Here is a 17,043-nt window from a genome sequence, read left to right on the forward strand (position 1 = left end):
GCAGACGGGCTTCCCCTGGGAGGCTCTTTCAAAGCTCGGTGTATTTCCTGCTGGTGCCCTTGGCCTGCTCGACCGGGTACTTGGTAGCATTGATGACCAGCTTCTCGCGCGCAGCAGCAAGTGGATCGATATTCAGCTTGTCGGCCAGCTGCAGCAGGTAGAGCAGTACGTCGGCGATCTCATGACCGACCTCTCGGCGTTTCTCATCGCTCAGTTGATGGCTCTGTGCGTCGGTCAGCCACTGGAAGTGTTCCAGCACTTCGGCGGCCTCTATGGACAGGGACGCCGCCAAGTTCTTGGGCGTGTGGAACTGCCCCCAGTCACGCTCCTCGGCGAAGCGGCGTAGGTCAGCCTGCAGTTGCTCGATATCTCTGTTCACTCTGGCTTGCTCGTGGTCCTCGTTGCAGTATAGAAAATGTTGGGATAAGGCGAAAAAGGCACGGAGAAGCGGGCCGGCGTTGCGTCACGGGTAACGGCTCCTGGTCGGGGCGGCTCCGAGAACCGGGGCTCGATTGATTTGCCAGTGGGTATTGGGAAGCGCACGTCGCATCGCGCGGGCGCCGTAGCCTCACTTTTTGACTTGCCCATCGAGTACGCCTATGGACCGGCGGCCGGTCGCCGCCGAGCTATGAGAATGGCGTCTCCAGCTCTACGCGCTTCCGGTGGAAGCATCGCAAAGCACCCCGGCTTGGGGGTCGAGGTCAAGCACAGCTGCTCGCGCGCCGTCCTGTGATCCGGCCTTCCACATGGCCCGGCGCTGTCCCGACACGTCAGCTGTCGAATACGGTCATGGCCTGAAGTGCGGCGGATCGTACACGGGCATTGGCAGGTCGACTTCCGCGAAGCGGCGGCGCGCGCTTTCGGCAAGATTGGATCTGGAGCGACTTCCCCGCTAACGCGGAGGCGAGAATTCCGCGAGCTTCGTCCTCCATCGAGCGATCATGCAGGGCCACGCGCTCGCGCAGACGTTCCGTCAATACGTCATCGAGATTGCGGGTGGCGATGCTGGGCAAGCCGAATGCTCCTTCAGGCAGTGGGATAGAGCCTGTGATCATCAATTGCAGATTGCTCACGGAGGGCCGGCGGAACGTAAGGTCCGGCTGCGAGACCAGCGCGACCGTCGTTCCGCGCGCGAGCCACAACGCACCCCGGACCCCACCGACTTCATAACCACCCCCGAACGCGCGACAATACGCGACTGTCTTCCCGCCCGGCCGCTCCCGGCCGCGCTTCCCAGGCCCTTGCTGGAGAAACTCATGACGGATACCTCGCCCACGCCGCCCGCCGGCGGCGCCAAGATCACCATCGCCGACGGCGTGCTCAACGTGCCGGACAACCCGATCGTTCCGTTCATCGAGGGCGACGGCACCGGTCCGGACATCTGGCGCGCAGCGGTGCGCGTGCTCGATGCCGCGGTCGAGAAGACCTACGGCGGCAAGCGCAAGCTGCACTGGATGGAAGTGCTGGCCGGCGAGAAGGCGTTCAACCAGACCGGCAACTGGCTGCCGGACGCCACGGTCGCCGCGTGCCGCGATTACCTCGTCTCGATCAAGGGGCCGCTGACCACGCCGGTCGGTGGTGGCATCCGCTCGCTGAACGTTGCGCTGCGCCAGATGCTCGACCTGTACGCCTGCGTGCGTCCGGTGCGCTGGTTCAAGGGCGTGCCCTCGCCGGTGCGCGATCCGTCGAAGGTGGACATGACGATCTACCGCGAGAACACCGAGGACATCTACGCCGGCATCGAATTCCAGGAAGGCACGGACGACGCGAAGAAGTTCGCAGCGCTCCTGCAAGAGCACTTCCCGGACCGCTTCAAGAAGGTGCGCTTCCCGGCCACCTCCGGCTTCGGCATCAAGCCGGTGTCGAAGGAAGGCACCGAGCGCCTGGTGCGCGCGGCGCTGAAGTACGCGGTGGACAACGACCGCAGCTCGGTGACCCTGGTGCACAAGGGCAACATCATGAAGTTCACCGAGGGCGCGTTCCGCGACTGGGGCTACGAGCTGGCCAAGCGCGAGTTCGGCGCGGTGGAGCTGGACGGCGGTCCGTGGTGCACGTTCAAGAACCCCAAGACTGGCAAGACGATCACCGTCAAGGACGCGATCGCCGATGCGTTCCTGCAGCAGATCCTGCTGCGTCCGGCCGAGTACGACGTGGTCGCCACGCTGAACCTCAACGGCGACTACCTCTCCGACGCGCTGGCCGCCGAAGTCGGCGGCATCGGCATCGCGCCGGGCGCCAACATCAACTATGTGACCGGCCACGCCGTGTTCGAGGCCACCCACGGTACGGCGCCGAAGTACGCCGGCCTGGACAAGGTCAATCCGGGTTCGGTGATCCTGTCCGGCGAGATGATGCTGCGCTACATGGGCTGGACCGAGGCCGCTGACGCGATCATCGCGGCGATGGACAAGGCGATCGGTGCCAAGTTCGTGACCTACGACTTCGCCCGCTTGATGGAAGGCTCCACCGAGGTGAAGTGCTCGGAGTTCGGCGACCGCCTGATCGCGGCGATGTGATCGCCGGCCGCTCCCGGCGCTCCGCGAGGAGTGCCGGGGCGGCACGTTCCCCTTCCGTTCCGATCGGCGCGCCGCGGCGCGTCCGAAGGCGCTGACGCGCGCTGAGCCGGCGTTTCCGCGCGCCGTTTCCGATCCGTTACCTCCCCGTTTCCGCTCCGTGCCGACATCCGGCCGCGTCCTCGCGACACTGCATCGCTCGCGCGCCGCGCGTGCGCGCAGACACTTTTTTGAAACCTCTCGGGAAATCGCAATGAAAAAGACCTTCCTCGCCGCCGCCGTGGCGGTTCTTCTCGGCCAGAATCCGGCCGTCGCGCAGAGCGTGCCCTGGCGCGCGGTGATCGGCGACAACAGCGGCGTCACCGTACCGGGCCTGCCGGCGGTCAACCGCGGCGTCACCGACGAGCTGCTCGGCGATCTCGGCAAGGGTTATGTCGGCGTGCGCATCACCAGCCCCGACTCGGCGCAGGGCTACTGGGCGATGAAGCAGGGCAGCTGGACGCAGTACACCAAGTACGGCGTGACCGGTGCGCAGGGACCGGGCCGCACCGGCACGGACGCCACGCACGTGTTCCTGTCGATCAACTCGGGCGGTTCGGGCGCCGGTGCCGACGGCCAGCGCGTCTTCATCGCGCGCGCCGGCGCGCCCGACAACACCAACACCGCCACCTGGGGCCTGTGGCGCTGGGACACGACCAAGAACGTCGAGATCGCGCGCGGCGCCACCGATGCCGATCCGCTGGGGCCGCATCTGGGCGATGACTGGGTGTTCCAGAACGACTCCAGCACCAGCTTCCAGGGCGCGCGCGCGATGAACGGCGGCCAGGTGCTGATCGACGCCTTCGTCACCTCGCCGACCAATGCCACGCGGCGCTACCTCGCCAAGAGCGTGCCCGGCCAGCCGATGCTGCCGTGCGCGATGAAGGATTCCACCGATCGCGCGCTGGCGCCCAACCTGACCGACGGCGACACCTTCGACACCAGCTGGGGCTTTTCCGACATCACGGTGACGCCGGACAACCGCGTCTACGCGGAGCTGGACGCCAGCAACAGCCGCGTCGGCATCTGGGAGCTGTGCTCCGGTGCGCCGCGCGCGGTGATCGTCAACAACGAAACCGGCGCGCGCGGTCCGGACATCGGCATCGGCACGGCCGTGTTCACCGGCTTCAATCCGGTGCATCCGGGCCAGCCGGGGTCGCTGTACTTCTTCGCCAACTTCCGCCCGACCCCGTCGGACACCTCGCGCACCGGCCTGTTCCACCACGACGGCGCCAGCAGCAAGCCGCTGGCGATGAACGACGACGCCGGCGTGTACGGGCCGAACTGGCGCGGCACCACCTGGAACTCGTTCGACACCAGTTCGCTGACCTCGGCCGGCGAGTACACCGCCTTCCAGGCGCAGGTGCGCAGCAGCGACGGCGGCAATCCGTGGGGCCTGTGGCGCGTGCGCGCCGGCGGCACGCCGCAGCTGGTGGCGATCCGCGGCATCAACGAGACCGGCCCGGAAGCCGGCCGCCAGTGGGATACGTTCTACGGCAACGCGGTGCTCGCCAACGGCGACATCATCGCGCAGGCGCGCACCCAGCCGGACAGCGAATACGCCCTGTGGCTGCTGAAGAACGACGGCTCCGCGCCGCGGCGCATCCTGAAGGCCGGCCAGTCGGTGTCGGTACCAACCGCCTCCGGCGTCGTGCAGGCCGCGGTCAGCAGCTACGAGGTGCCCAGCGGCGCCGCGCCGTACAGCCGCGGCGGCGACTCGTGGATCGGCGCCGACGGTTCGCTGCTGATCAGCGTGAGCCTGGCGACGTACGGCTCGGCCATGATCACGGCGCTGCCGTCCAACCCGATCGACGCGATCTTCGCCAACGGCTTCGACGGCTAGGTCCTCTCGCTCTGCCCCGAGCGCCAAGGCCGCCGCGAGGCGGCCTTGTTTTTGCTCGTCGTCCCGTTCAATCCATGCCGTAGCGGAAGATCACGTCCGACGGCGCCGTGCCCGGCGCGGAAAAGCGCGCGACGGCCTGATAGCCGCCGCGCTGCGGTAGCCAGATCGCGCCGTAGAGGCTGCCGTCGTCGAGCAGGAACCAGCGACTGGGCCAGTCGCCGCTTCCGCGGTACGGCCGCGCGCTGGTGGCGAGCGTGGCCGGATCCAGCAGCACGGCGCCCAGGCTGTCGGCGCCGATCGGTTCGCTGGCCAGAAAGCCGGCCGCGGTGGCCTGCAGCAGATACGCGAACGGGCCGTTGCGGCGTTCGACCCGGACATGGCCGCCGCCGTCGAGCAGCCAGTAGGACACCTGACCGTCGTCGGCGTACGTGCTCAGCAGCCAGCCGCCATCGGGTGCGGCCAGCAGATGCAGGGAGCGCACGTAGAGATCGACTTCGGTCAGCGACACGTCGTCGCCGGCGTTGCCGTCGGCGTCGATCGTGCGCAACCGCAGCGCACCGTCGGTGTAGGGTGTTGCGGGCAGCACGGCGGCGGCGCGGCCGTCCGCTGCGAGGGCAGCGGTGAGTTCGGGTGCGTAGAGTTCGGGAAACTGGTAGCGCCAGAGCAGGGCGCCGTCCGCCGCCAGCCGCAGCACGGTGGTGTAGAACGGCGGACAGCCCACGCCGCAGTCGCCGTATCCCTCGGTGAGTGCGCTGGTGCCGCCGTCCGACAGGCGGTGCGCGCCGCGGAGCAGGTAATGGTCGTCGGGAATCGCATGCTGCTGCGAACCACGATCGGAGCCGTCCTCGCCGATGCGCTGCCAGGTCAGCACCCGCGCACCGCCGCCGCGCAGGACCACGACGTCGTCCGCACCCGGCAACACGCGGAACTGGGCGTTGCTCGCGCCCGCGGCGGTCGAGGCGATGTCGAAGACGGGCGTGCCGCTCGCGTCGATGCGCTGGACTCGCGTGCGCCCATCCGGCTGCGGCGACGACGGCACATCCCAGCGCACCGCCCAGGCACCGCCATCCGCGCTCAGGGCGGCGGCGAGCCACACGCTGGCACCCCAATACCCATTGCACCAGGGGCAGGCTTCGACCTGCCAGCGCTGATCGCCATCCGGGGTGAGCGCCACCAGCTGCGCCGGCGTATTGGCCAGCACGCCGATGCCGGCGCGCGCATCGAGGCCGTCGATCTCGATCGGCTGCGGCACGGAGCGGCAGGGCAGCGGGAAGCGCGTCGTCGCGCCGGCATCGTCGATGCGCACGAATCGCGGATAGGTCGCGCAAGGGTCGTCGGAGGACGCAAGGTCGCGCACCAGCAGCTCGACCTCGTTGGCCATGTAGGCGGGCTGGCTCCACACCGGAAAGCCGCCGCCATCGCTGACGGTCAGCGGCTGGTCCCACAGCGGCGCGCCGGCCGCATCGAGCGCTGCCGCCACGACGCCGGAAGGCGTCCTGCGAATCGTCGCCACGCCGGCCTGGCGCGCGACGAAGTCGTCGGCCGGCGCCGACCACAGCGTCGCGCCGCTGTCGATATCGACACGCTTGACGAGGTAACCCTGCATCATGTCGCCGGCCAGGACATAGGCCGCGCCATCGCCGTCGCGGCCGAACCGCCAGTAGCCGTGCGCCTCGTCGCTCGCCGACCACGACAGCGGATTGCCGCCGGCGTCGTAGCGCTGCAGGAAGCCGCGCCCGCCGCGATTGCCGACCACGAACATGCCGCCGTCGCCGGAGGCGTCGAGATCGTTCAATTCCACGCCACCGCAGCCTTGGCAGGAAGAAACCTCGCTCGACAGCGGCACGCCGTCGAAATCCAGGCGCGTCAGCGTCGCGGACGACTCGTCGGACGCGTCGCTGCCGGAGGTGGCGAACCAGATCGTGTCCGCAGTGACGGCGAGATCACTGCCCAGGAAACGGGTGCGACTGTCGACGTTACGGCTCCAGCGAATCTCCCCTTCGCTGTCGACGTGCATCGCGACAGAGGCGCGCGTCGCGACGGCCGAGCCGTCGTCCAGCACCTCCAGGCGCAGGCACGCGCCCTCGCGTTGACAGGTCGACGCATCGGGCAGGCGCAACGACCACTCGGACGTCAGATCGGCATCGAAGCGCAGCAGCTGCGCCTCGCTCTGGGCGCCGCCGGCGAGCACGTAGAAGGCATCGTAAGCCGGCGTCGCGCGCAGGACGACGTCGAAGCGGCCGTACTCGATCATTGCCACCCGGGACTGCACCACGTTGCCATCGGCGGCGTAGCGGCGCAGCACGATCTCGTGAGTCGTGGCGGTAACGGTCACCTCGCCGCCATCGGGCAAGCGCAGGGCGGCCGGCTCGGACGACGTCGCGATCTGGTCGTAGACCAGCTGCTCGTGAGACATCACCGCCATCCATTGCGGTTGCAGCTCCACGACGGTGTCCCCGGCATGCAGCGGCAGACTCGCGACGAGCAGAATGGACGCCGGAAGCCGCCAGCGCCGCGCGCAGAAGAAAGTCATCCGAACGCTTCCCCGACCCTGGTCTCTGAGCGAGTGATGCTAGCAGGGGCCGACTACCCGCGTCGGCCGCTGCGCCTCCGGGAACCATGCGACGCCGCGCTCCGCGTGCGGGCCGTCGGACGCAAGACCGGCTCGCACGAAGGCCGCCGCGAGGCGGCCTTGTTTTTTGGCGGATCGGCTAGACTGCCGGCAATGGTGTCGACTCCGCCGCGATCCGCCGCCTCCGCCGCCGATGTGCCGGCGCGCGCCGCCGCGCTGATCCTCGACGCCTTCCTTGACTACAACGAACGCTTCGCCGACATCACGCGGCGCGCGAAGCGGCACTTCGAGCAGCGCGACTGGCGCGCCGCGCAGCTGGACGCGCTGGCGCGCATCGACCTCTACGACGTGTGCGTCGTCGAGACGCTGGAGCGGCTCGAACTCCTGCTCGACGATCGCGTGCGTTCGCGCTCGCTGTGGGCGGCGATGCGCCGCGCGTACGAGTCGCAGGTGCAGGGTCTGATCGATCGCGAGCTGACCAAGACCTTCTTCAACACGCTGTCGCGGCGCTTCTTCCACACGCTCGGCGTCGACGCGGAGATCGAGTTCGTCGCGCTCGACCTGGACCCGACCGTCGGCATCGCCGAGCGCGTCGCGCTGAACCGCTACGAGGTCGCGCAGGACCTGGTCGGCGCCTGTGCGCGACTGCTCGGCGACTATCCCTTCGCCACCGGCTACGTCGATCCCGCGCGCGCGGCGGCGGCGATCGCGCACGAGATCGCCGAGCGCACGTTCGAGAACGGCGTGCCGCTGCGCGCGATCGAGCTGCTGCGGCCGGTTTTCTACCGCGAGCGGCGCGCGTATCTGGTCGGCCGCATCGACGACGGTGAAGGCGGCACGCCGCTGGTCGTCGCGCTGACCAGCACGCCCGCCGGCGTGCACGCGGACGCGGTGCTGACCAATCTCAACCACGTCTCGCTGCTGTTCGGCTACGCGCGCAACGCATTCCACGCCGACCTGCCGACCATCGGCGACACCGTCGTGTTCCTCGAAGCGCTGATGCCGCACAAACCGGTCGGCGAGATCTACAGCGTGCTCGGGCGCCTGAAGCAGGGCAAGACCGAGCGCTACCGTCATCTGTTCCGTCATCTGTCGTCCAACCCCGACGAACGCCTGGTGCGTGCCGACGGCGAGCGCGGCATGGTGATGGCGGTATTCACGCCGCGCGACTATCCGGTGGTGATCAAGCTGATCCGCGACCGCTTCGCCTATCCGAAGGACATCGCGCGGCGCCAGGTCGAGGAGAAATACCGCCTGGTGTTCGGCTACGACCGCGTCGGCCGACTGGTCGATGCGCAGGAGTTCCGCAACCTGCGCTTTCCGCGGCATCAGTTCGACGAGGACATGCTGGCCGAGCTGCTGGGCGAATGCGCCGAGACGGTGGAACTGGACGGCGACGAGCTGGTGGTCAGGCACTGCTACATCGAACGCCGGCTGCGGCCGCTCAATCTCTACGCGCGCGAGGCGTCGCCGGACGCGGCCGAGCGCGCGGTGCTCGACTACGGCCAGGCGATCAAGGATCTCGCGCGCAGCAACATCTTCCCCGGCGACCTGCTGCTGAAGAACTTCGGCGTCTCGCGCATCGGCCGCGCGATCTTCTACGACTACGACGAGCTGTGCCTGGTCGAGCAGTGCCGCTTCCGCAAGCTGCCGCAGCCGCGCGAGGGCGACGAGACGCGTCCGGTCGAGGACTGGCTGAGCATCGCCGACAACGACGTCTTCCCGGAGCAGTTCCCGCGCTTCCTCGGCCTGCCCGAGGCGTTGCGCAACGCGGTGCTGCACGCGCATCCGGAGATCTTCGACGCCAGCTGGTGGCAGTCGCTGCAGCAACGCTTCCGCGCCGGCGAGCACGTCGACGTGCCGCCGTATCCGGCTTCGGCGCGGCTGCCCGACTGAGCGCACGCCGACGCGGCGAAGCGCGCAGGCGCTGATCCCTCACCGCGCGCCTTCCCGTACTGGAGGCGAACCCCGCCGCGACGCATCGCGCCGGCGGGCCTTCCTGCGCGTGTGACAGGGGTAAGCGAATGAACGGGCTCTCCAGGCGCCGGCGGATCCTGCGATCCGTCCTGGTCGCCATCGGCGTCGCGCTGGCGAACGTCCCGGCCAGTGCCGGCGAGGACCTTCGCGTCGACTGGTATTCGATCAACGGCGGCGCCGCCAACGCCAGTGCCGGCGGCGGCTACGAGCTGCGCGGCAGCGTCGGCCAGGCGGTCGTCGGCAGCAGCTGGGGCGGCGACTACGAACTGACCGCGGGGTTCTGGCAGGCGCGCCGTGCGTCGTGCGCGACCGACCCCGAGCGCATTTTCTGCAACGGATTCGAGGGGTGAACGAGATGGCACGGAATCGACTGACGAAGTGGGTCGCTGCGGCGTGCCTGGCTTGCGGCATGACGCTGTCGTACGCGGAGCCGCAGCTGGCGGCGTTCACGTATCAGGGACAGCTCAAGCAGGCGGGCGCGCTGGTGAACGGCGAGCGCGACCTGGTGTTCCGCCTGTACGGCCAGGCCGAGGGCGGCCAGGCGCTCGGCGCGCCGGTGGTGGCGGACGACTATCCGGTGTCCGACGGACTGTTCATGGTGGACCTGTCGTTCCCGCAGGCGTTCACCGGCGAGCAGCTGTGGCTGGAGATCGAGGTCGGCGGCGTGCTGCTGACGCCGCGCCAGCCGGTGATGGCGGCGCCGGTGGCGCAGTACGCGTTGAACGGCAATCCGGGTCCGGCCGGTGCGCAGGGCGAGACGGGTCCGACGGGTCCGCAAGGCGAGGCGGGGCCGGTCGGACCGCAGGGCCCCGCGGGCGAGGCAGGAGCGGCCGGCCCGACGGGCCCGAAAGGAGACATCGGTGCCGCGGGACCCGCGGGTCCCCAGGGCGAAACCGGAGCGATCGGTCCGGTCGGTCCGCAGGGCGTCGCAGGCCCGGCCGGCGCGCCGGGACCGATCGGCCCGGCCGGTCCGAAAGGCGACGTCGGCCCGGTCGGTCCGCAAGGCGTGATGGGTCCGAAAGGAGAGGCCGGAGCGGCGGGCCCGGCCGGGCCGCAGGGTGCGGCCGGACCCGCCGGTGCGCAGGGCCAGGTCGGTCCTGCGGGTCCGAAGGGCGATACGGGCCTGGCCGGAACGCAGGGCCCCGCAGGCCCGAAGGGCGACACCGGTCCGGCGGGTGCCAAGGGAGATGCCGGCGCCATGGGCCCGGCGGGTCCGCAGGGCGCCGTCGGACCGGCGGGTGCACAAGGACTGGCGGGTGCGCAGGGCGAAGCCGGTCCGATGGGGCCGGTCGGGCCGCAAGGCGAGATCGGTCCGGCCGGTCCGCAAGGTCCCGGCTCGATCTTCTCGATCGCCGATTCGAGCTACAAGGATGTCGGCCTGTACATGGTCAGCAAGACCGAGCCGGCCGGGAATTCCTGCGGCTCCAGCATGAACTGCACCTACAGCGCGCAATGCAACGCCGGCGATCTCGCGCTGGGCGGAGGCATCTTCGCGTCGATCCTCGGCAATGCGTTCGACACGACGATCCGCGCAAGCTATCCCGGCACCGACCCGAGCAAATGGTTTTTCACCATCCACAACGCCTCGTTCGCGTCGGCGACGGTCCGCCACTACGTTTCCTGCATCCGTTTTTCCAATTGACGCAAGGCGCGGCGTGCAGATGGGCAGATGCCGTGGCGGATTGCTGCGGGGTCGGGCCGCCGCCGGGCGACATGCCCGGCGGCGGCGGCGCGTCAGGCTCGCGGCCTGCGGCCCATGATCAGCGAAGCGATGAACAACACGAGGAAAACCAGGAACAGGATCTTCGCGATGCCGGCCGCGGCGCCGGCGATGCCGCCGAAGCCGAGCACGGCGGCGATGAGGGCGATGACGAGAAATACGATGGCGTAGTGAAGCATCGAAGCCTCCTTTGCGCTGGTGCGATCCAGGCAATGCAACGTCCTTCCCTGAATCGACCTTGCCCCTGCGCGCATGAATCCGCGGTGACTTCGCCACCGCGCAAGTTACGCGCCGCGAGGGCGCAAGACGCTGTGCTACGCTCGCGCGATCCGTTCACGAAGGGGTGTGCCAATGAACAAGTTCGCCTGTCTGCTGCCGTTGGTCGTCGCGCTCGCCGCCTGCGGCGCCGAGCAGTCCGCCGCGCCGGCCGCGCCCGCGCCGAAGGCCGCACCGGCCGACCAGCCGGCACAGCCGACGCCGCCGCAGAGCGCGTCGGACCTGTCCGCGGCGAAGCTCGACCAGGTGCTCGCCGGCGACTGGCGTTCGCCCGAGAACAAGGCGCGTGACCAGTACCGTCATCCGAAGCAGACGCTGGAGTTCTTCGGCATCAAGTCCGGCGACGCGGTGATCGAGATCACGCCCGGCGGCGGCGGCTGGTACACCGAAGTGCTGGCGCCCCTGCTGAAGGGCGGCGGCAGGTACTACGCGGCGATCGCGCAGGATTCCGCTTCGGACTACACGCGCAAGAACAACGAGAAGTACCGTGCCAAGCTGCAGGAGAAGCCGGCGCAGTACGGCGAGGTGAAGCTGCTCGAATTCGATCCGAAGGCGCCGGTATTCGGAGCGCCGGGTTCGGCCGACGTCGTGCTGACCTTCCGCAACGTGCACAACTGGACCGAGGACGGCAGCGTGGCGCCGATGTTCAAGGCGTTCTTCGAGGCGCTCAAGCCCGGCGGCACGCTCGGCGTGGTCGACCACCGCGCCGCGGCCGGCGCCGACCTGGAGAAGATCAAGGACTCCGGCTACCTGCCGCAGGACTACGTCATCAAGCTCGCCACCGACGCCGGCTTCAAGTTGGTCGACCAGAGCGAGATCAACGCCAATCCGAAGGACACCAAGGACTACGAGAAAGGCGTGTGGACGCTGCCGCCGACCCTGGCGCTGAAGGAACAGGATCGCGACAAGTACCTGGCGATCGGCGAGTCGGACCGCATGACGCTGAAGTTCGTCAAGCCGCAGGGCGACCGCATCTTCCAGCAGGAGGAAGGCGCCGCGAAGCCGTAGTCGCGCGCGACCGCCGGAGCGCGCCGCGCTCCGGCCCCGCTGCATGCTGATCCTGCTGAACAAGCCGTACGGCGTGCTGTGCCAGTTCACCGACCGCAGCGCGCCGCCGCGCCGCACGCTCGCCGAGTTCGTCCGGCAGAAGAACGTCTACGCCGCCGGGCGGCTCGACTACGACAGTGAAGGCCTGCTCGTGCTGACCGACGACGGCGCGCTGGCGAATCGCCTGACCGATCCTCGGCACAAGCTCGCCAAGACCTATCTGGTGCAGGTCGAAGGTGCGCCTTCGGCCGCCGCCGTCGACGCGCTGCGCCGCGGCGTCGAACTCGCCGACGGCCTCACGCGGCCGGCCGAAGCGGAAGTGCTGGTCGCCACGCCGGACTGGCTGTGGCCGCGCGATCCGCCGGTGCGCTTCCGCAAGACGGTGCCCGACCACTGGCTGCGCCTGACCATCCGCGAAGGGCGCAACCGTCAGGTGCGCCGCATGACCGCCGCGGTCGGCCTGCCGACCTTGCGACTGATCCGCGAACGCGTCGGCGACTACGAACTGGACGGCCTGCGCAGCGGCGAGTGGAGAGTGGTGTGACGGAGGCGGCCGCCGGCGGCCGCTTTTGACCTTGGCGATCGATCACGAAAGAGCGCACGGCAATGGAATTCAAGGATCTGTTCTCCGGCCATGCCGACGTCTACCAAGCGTCGCGCCCGACCTATCCCGAGGCGCTGTTCGACTGGCTCGCCGCGCAGGCTCCGGCGCGTGACCTCGCCTGGGATGTGGGCTGCGGCAACGGCCAGGCCAGCGTCGCACTGGCCGCGCGCTTCGCCCGCGTGCACGCCAGCGATCCGAGCGCGACGCAGATCGCCAAGGCCGATGCCCGTCCCAACATCGACTATCGCGTCGAGCCGGCCGAGCGCTGCAGCCTCGCCGATGGCAGCGCCGACCTGGTCACCGTCGCGCAGGCGCTGCACTGGTTCGACCTGCCGCGCTTCCACGCACAAGTGCGCCGTGTGGCCAGGCCCGGCGGCGTATTCGCCGCCTGGACCTACGCCGACTGCCGCATCGACGCCGCCGTCGACGCGGTCAAGCAGCGCCTCTACGTCGACCTGACGGGACCGTACTGGCAGCCCGAGCGCGCGCACGTGGAGAACGGCTATCGCGATCTGGCGTTCCCGTTCGACGAGATCGCCGCTCCGCCGTTCGAGATGCGCGCGCACTGGAACGCCGCGCAGTTCCTCGCCTACCTGCGTTCCTGGTCCGGCACGCAGGCCTACGCGAAGGCGCACGGCGTCGATCCGGTCGCCCTGGTCGAGCCCGATCTGCTCGCCGCCTGGGGCGATCCGTCGAGCCGGCGCGACGTGCGCTGGGACTTCTACCTGCGCTGCGGGCGGGTCTGAATCGCGCTCAGCGCGCGGCAAGCTCGATGCGCAACGCGCGCAGTCCGGCGCGGCCGGCCGCGCTCAGCGCGAGCGAACGCGATCCTTCGACGCGGCGCAGCCAGCGCCGTTCCAGCAGGCGCCGGGTCAGCTCGCAGCCGAGCGGGCCGGCGAGGTGGAAGCGCCGCTCGGTCCAGTCCAGGCAGCTGCGCCCGCGCAGCCGGCCCAGGTCCTCGCCGGCGTCGAGCAGGCCGGCGTCGTGCAGGCGCTGCGCGCCCTGCCGCGTCAGGCTCAGCGAATCGGCCTCGAGCTGCACGTCGCACGCGTCGCGCAGGCGCTCGAACAGCGCCACGCCGAGCCGGCCGGCCAGATGGCCGTAGCAGGTGCGCGCGTAGGCCAGCGCCGGTTCCGCCTGCGCCACACGCACCGCCTGGCGCGGAGCCGAGCGCAGCACCACCAGCGTCTCGAGCAGGTGTGCGACGTCCTCGCCGGCGAGCCGGTAGTAGCGGTGACGGCCCTGCGCCAGCACCGCGAGCAGGCCGCCTTCGACGAGCCGGCGCAGGTGTTCGCTCGCGGTCGGGGCGGACACGCCGGCGAGCGCGGCAAGTTCGCTCGCCGGCCGTGCGCTGCCGTCGATCAGGGCGAGCAGGATCGCCGCGCGCGCCGGATCGGCGAACAGCGCGCCGGTTTCGGCCAGCTGGAACTGGGTGAGCGGACTGCCGGACGACATACGTGCAGCCTAGCGCGGCACACCGGTGCACGCTTCGTCGCACGACGAAGCGTGCACCGCCCCTTTGCGGCAGGTTTTCCGTCACCATGTCGTTCGGCGGCGGGCGCTCGGCCGGACCTCCGGAGCCGACGTCCGAACGCCGCACCCGTCCCGATTCCTTCGAGCGAACCCACGATGGCCGATCCGATTGCCGGCGATGCATCTGTCCCTTCCGTCGACTGGCGCACGCCGCTCGAACTGGGCCTGCTCGGCGCCATCTGGGGCGGCTCGTTCCTGTTCATGCGCGTCGCCGCCAAGGACTTCGGCGCGTTCGCCCTGGTCGAGGTGCGCATCGTGCTCGGCGCGCTGATCCTGCTGCCGTTCCTGTGGCGCGCGCGCGGCCTGCTGACGGCGGCGCACTGGCGCCGTTTCGCGCTGATCGGCGCGCTGAACTCGGCGATCCCGTTCTCGCTGTTCGCCTGGGGCGCGGCACGCGCACCCGCCGGCATCGGCGCGATCGCCAACAGCACCACCGTGCTGTTCACCGCGCTGATTGCGTTCTTCGTCTACGGCGACCGCATCGGCACGCGCCGCGCGATCGCGCTGGTCGCCGGCTTCGTCGGCGTGGTCGTGCTGGCCAGCGGCAAGATCGAAGGCGAGAGCGTCGGCGCGGCCGCGCTGGCCGGCGCGCTGGCCTCGCTGTGCTACGGCTTCGCGGTCAATTTCACCAAGCACTGGCTGGCCGGCGTTCCGCCGCTGGCCGCGGTCGCCGGCACCTTGAGCTGCGCTGCGGTGATGCTGGCGCCGTTCGCGTTCTTCGCCTGGCCGCAAACGTCGCCGCCGCTGAAGTCATGGCTCGCCGCCACCGCGCTCGGCGTGTTGTGCACCGGCATCGCGTACGCGCTGTTCTTCAACCTGATCCGGCGCGTCAGCGCCTCGCGCGCGTCCACCAACACCTATCTGGTGCCGCTGTTCGGCGTCGGCTGGGCCTGGCTGCTGCTCGGCGAGGAGCCGACCGCGACGATGCTGACCGCCGGCGCGCTGATCCTCGGCAGCGTGATCGTGAGCCAGCGCGAGGCAAGGTGAGTCTCAGCGGTGCGCCGGCATACTGCCGATGGTTCCCTACTCGCGATCGTATCGGATCAGTCTCATCGTCGGATTGAAGACGACGGGAGGAGGTAGGCCAATATGAGCATCATCATAGTTGAAGGTTTCAAGCACCCAGCGATGGCCGGCGGTTTCGTGCACGAGTTCCCATCCGCGCCGTTGGCCATCGATGTAGCCAGGCCCCAATTCGACCTGTAAATCGAACAACAGGCGTCCGGCGTCATCTCCCTCGGTCAGACTCCAGCTGCCCGCCCCACTTTCGGCCGACCCGTTGAGGCGAGTGGCGGTTCCATCCGGCTGGAACTGAAAGTGAAGATCCTGATCGCAGCTTCCCAGATCGCCGTATGGCCCGGAACAAACGTCCCCGTAGATGCGGCTGCGCCAGGTTCCGACGACGCCGGCCGGCGTCATCAGGCCAGCGTCCGCCGGAACGAGGAGGCCGGTCACGACGTTTTCGTATCCATCGGCGGTGACATGCATTCGCATCTGCCATACGCCGGGCTCTTCCTCGTTGACGAGGAGAAACTCGGCATGACGTCCATTGGTGTCGAGCGTGAAGGCCGTTGGAGATACCAAAGCGAACGTAAACGCTTGACCGGAGCGCTCCGCATGTCCGGAGGTGTCTCCGAACGCGTGCACCTCATATCCATGGGGGCCGAGATCAACCGACGCATCCTGTTGCCTGAAGATCGGCGAAGTCAGGGCCCACCGATGCCCATTCAACGTCGGCACATTGGACGCCAGTTTCCCGGGTAGTGCAGAGCTGGCAGACAGCCGAGGCATCACGGTAGGGTCATACGGAATGTAGTCTTCGGGAGTATTCGGCTCGTCGGGGTAGGTTCGCCGCACATCTCCGGACCAGCCGAACTCCACCTGCCCACCTGGACCACGCGTCAATTTCACATACAGGCGTGTCACGTGCCGGATCGAGCGTACGGCGAATCCGTCCGCACCTCTCACCCATTCTTCTTCGGAAAAAAAATCGCTGCCTTCAGCAGGCGCGAGCTCATAGCCGCCGTCGGACAAGACGGTAACCGTTGCCGGTACGGCCGTGCCATTGGAGGGCAATACCGTTGCGCCGGTTGCGCTTGGACGCAATGCGAATACTTCGCGGACCAGGGAACGAAACGGGGTAACCTGGGAATACAGTTCGTCGGGAACCCACGCCACCGGCGGAAACATCCGAGGGTCGCGGGGCAGATTCCGGTAAACGTCACAGAATGCCCATGTCGCTGGCCAATTGCACATGTTGACGGTGTTGAGGGAGTAGTACGCAGCGAACAGATTTTGGGATTTCGACAGCGAAGACACGGCATCGAAGGTATCGGTTGAGCCTTCGGGCAAGGCGAGTTCGCTCCGTGCGACCAGCGCCAGCGCGAACACGAGATGGTCCGTGACGTTCTGCCTGCTGCGCACGGCGCGCCAGAACGTCGTTTCGTCCGTAATAGGTTGCCAATCGTTGAATGCGCGCGCAGCGGCGGCGGCCACTGTGCTGCGCGGGCTTAGGTGGACGAACGGCTCCTGCTCGAACCCGACCCGAAGGCTGCTTCCGGCTAACGACAACAGGCGGCTCGCCGGGCCCAATGGGCTGGCCCAGACCACTTTCGTCTGTGCACCGCTGCCGCGCGCGAACACTTCGACGATGGTCCGAGGATCGATCTGATCGGTCTCGAGTCCGACTCGATAGCTGCCGTCGGCGGCTGTCGTCGCCGTCGCAACGGTATCGCCGAAATGTGCTTCCACGTGCGCGTGGGCAAGTGGAACGGGATAGTTCGCACTCCCCTCGATCACCAGTGCCGAAAGGAAGCCGCTGGCAAAGATACGATCAGCCGGCTCGCCGGCGTGAGCGATCCGGACAGCCAGTGCAGCCGCCAGCGCGAATGACCTGAACAAACGAGCCGAATGCTTCAT

Annotated in this window: 15 protein-coding genes; 9 read left to right on the forward strand and 6 right to left on the reverse strand. The window is 68.8% G+C overall.

From position 1 onward, the window contains the following. Positions 1 to 28 precede the first annotated feature (28 nt). Complete coding sequence (locus ACFO6Q_RS06775) at positions 29 to 379, reverse strand: nucleotide pyrophosphohydrolase (RefSeq protein ID WP_380019835.1); 351 nt, start codon at positions 377 to 379, stop codon at positions 29 to 31. 391 nt (positions 380 to 770) lie between these two features. Next, entirely contained in the window at positions 771 to 1,073 is a 303-nt protein-coding gene (locus tag ACFO6Q_RS06780; protein ID WP_380019836.1) for a FitA-like ribbon-helix-helix domain-containing protein, read from the reverse strand. A gap of 183 nt (positions 1,074 to 1,256) precedes the next feature. On the opposite strand from ACFO6Q_RS06780, the gene icd reads away from it, so the two are divergent. Together icd and ACFO6Q_RS06790 are read left to right on the forward strand one after the other, a co-directional pair. Then, complete coding sequence (icd, locus tag ACFO6Q_RS06785; protein ID WP_380019837.1) at positions 1,257 to 2,516, forward strand: NADP-dependent isocitrate dehydrogenase; 1,260 nt, start codon at positions 1,257 to 1,259, stop codon at positions 2,514 to 2,516. Positions 2,517 to 2,766: 250 nt separating this feature from the next. Further along, positions 2,767 to 4,395 carry a hypothetical protein gene (locus ACFO6Q_RS06790; RefSeq protein ID WP_380019838.1) on the forward strand — a complete coding sequence of 543 codons (1,629 nt, stop codon included), beginning with the start codon at positions 2,767 to 2,769 and terminating at the stop codon, positions 4,393 to 4,395. Between the two features lie 67 nt (positions 4,396 to 4,462). Here ACFO6Q_RS06790 and ACFO6Q_RS06795 read toward each other — a convergent pair whose 3' ends face one another. Then, entirely contained in the window at positions 4,463 to 6,928 is a 2,466-nt protein-coding gene (locus ACFO6Q_RS06795) for a hypothetical protein (protein ID WP_380019839.1), read from the reverse strand. 192 nt (positions 6,929 to 7,120) lie between these two features. On the opposite strand from ACFO6Q_RS06795, the gene aceK reads away from it, so the two are divergent. The 3 genes from aceK to ACFO6Q_RS06810 all read left to right on the forward strand — a co-directional run bounded on the left by aceK (position 7,121) and on the right by ACFO6Q_RS06810 (position 10,586). Further along, the gene (gene aceK / locus ACFO6Q_RS06800) at positions 7,121 to 8,863 is read left to right on the forward strand and encodes a bifunctional isocitrate dehydrogenase kinase/phosphatase (protein WP_380019840.1); all 1,743 of its coding nucleotides are present in this window, start codon (positions 7,121 to 7,123) and stop codon (positions 8,861 to 8,863) included. A gap of 128 nt (positions 8,864 to 8,991) precedes the next feature. After that, positions 8,992 to 9,294: a hypothetical protein gene (locus tag ACFO6Q_RS06805; protein WP_380019842.1), complete on the forward strand. Its 303-nt coding sequence runs from the start codon at positions 8,992 to 8,994 to the stop codon at positions 9,292 to 9,294. Between the two features lie 59 nt (positions 9,295 to 9,353). Continuing rightward, on the forward strand, positions 9,354 to 10,586 hold the full coding sequence (locus ACFO6Q_RS06810) for a collagen-like domain-containing protein (protein ID WP_380019843.1): 1,233 nt from the start codon (positions 9,354 to 9,356) through the stop codon (positions 10,584 to 10,586). 92 nt (positions 10,587 to 10,678) lie between these two features. Here ACFO6Q_RS06810 and ACFO6Q_RS06815 read toward each other — a convergent pair whose 3' ends face one another. Further along, complete coding sequence (locus ACFO6Q_RS06815; protein WP_380019844.1) at positions 10,679 to 10,843, reverse strand: DUF1328 domain-containing protein; 165 nt, start codon at positions 10,841 to 10,843, stop codon at positions 10,679 to 10,681. 172 nt (positions 10,844 to 11,015) lie between these two features. On the opposite strand from ACFO6Q_RS06815, the gene ACFO6Q_RS06820 reads away from it, so the two are divergent. The 3 genes from ACFO6Q_RS06820 (at position 11,016) to ACFO6Q_RS06830 (ending at position 13,337) form a co-directional block, all read left to right on the forward strand. Next, the gene (locus ACFO6Q_RS06820) at positions 11,016 to 11,948 is read left to right on the forward strand and encodes a class I SAM-dependent methyltransferase (protein ID WP_380019845.1); all 933 of its coding nucleotides are present in this window, start codon (positions 11,016 to 11,018) and stop codon (positions 11,946 to 11,948) included. Positions 11,949 to 11,991: 43 nt separating this feature from the next. Beyond that, positions 11,992 to 12,531: a pseudouridine synthase gene (locus tag ACFO6Q_RS06825; RefSeq protein WP_380019846.1), complete on the forward strand. Its 540-nt coding sequence runs from the start codon at positions 11,992 to 11,994 to the stop codon at positions 12,529 to 12,531. 62 nt (positions 12,532 to 12,593) lie between these two features. Next, positions 12,594 to 13,337, forward strand: coding sequence for a class I SAM-dependent methyltransferase (locus ACFO6Q_RS06830; protein WP_380019847.1), 744 nt, complete (start codon positions 12,594 to 12,596; stop codon positions 13,335 to 13,337). Positions 13,338 to 13,344: 7 nt separating this feature from the next. Here ACFO6Q_RS06830 and ACFO6Q_RS06835 read toward each other — a convergent pair whose 3' ends face one another. After that, positions 13,345 to 14,046, reverse strand: coding sequence for an ArsR/SmtB family transcription factor (locus ACFO6Q_RS06835; RefSeq protein ID WP_380019848.1), 702 nt, complete (start codon positions 14,044 to 14,046; stop codon positions 13,345 to 13,347). 174 nt (positions 14,047 to 14,220) lie between these two features. Between ACFO6Q_RS06835 and ACFO6Q_RS06840 the strand changes: the two genes are divergently transcribed. Beyond that, the gene (locus ACFO6Q_RS06840) at positions 14,221 to 15,111 is read left to right on the forward strand and encodes a DMT family transporter (RefSeq protein ID WP_380019849.1); all 891 of its coding nucleotides are present in this window, start codon (positions 14,221 to 14,223) and stop codon (positions 15,109 to 15,111) included. A gap of 36 nt (positions 15,112 to 15,147) precedes the next feature. Here ACFO6Q_RS06840 and ACFO6Q_RS06845 read toward each other — a convergent pair whose 3' ends face one another. Beyond that, positions 15,148 to 17,043, reverse strand: coding sequence for a hypothetical protein (locus ACFO6Q_RS06845; RefSeq protein ID WP_380019850.1), 1,896 nt, complete (start codon positions 17,041 to 17,043; stop codon positions 15,148 to 15,150).

Origin of the sequence: Dokdonella ginsengisoli, assembly GCF_042652785.1 — a bacterium.
GTDB lineage: Bacteria > Pseudomonadota > Gammaproteobacteria > Xanthomonadales > Rhodanobacteraceae > Dokdonella_A > Dokdonella_A ginsengisoli.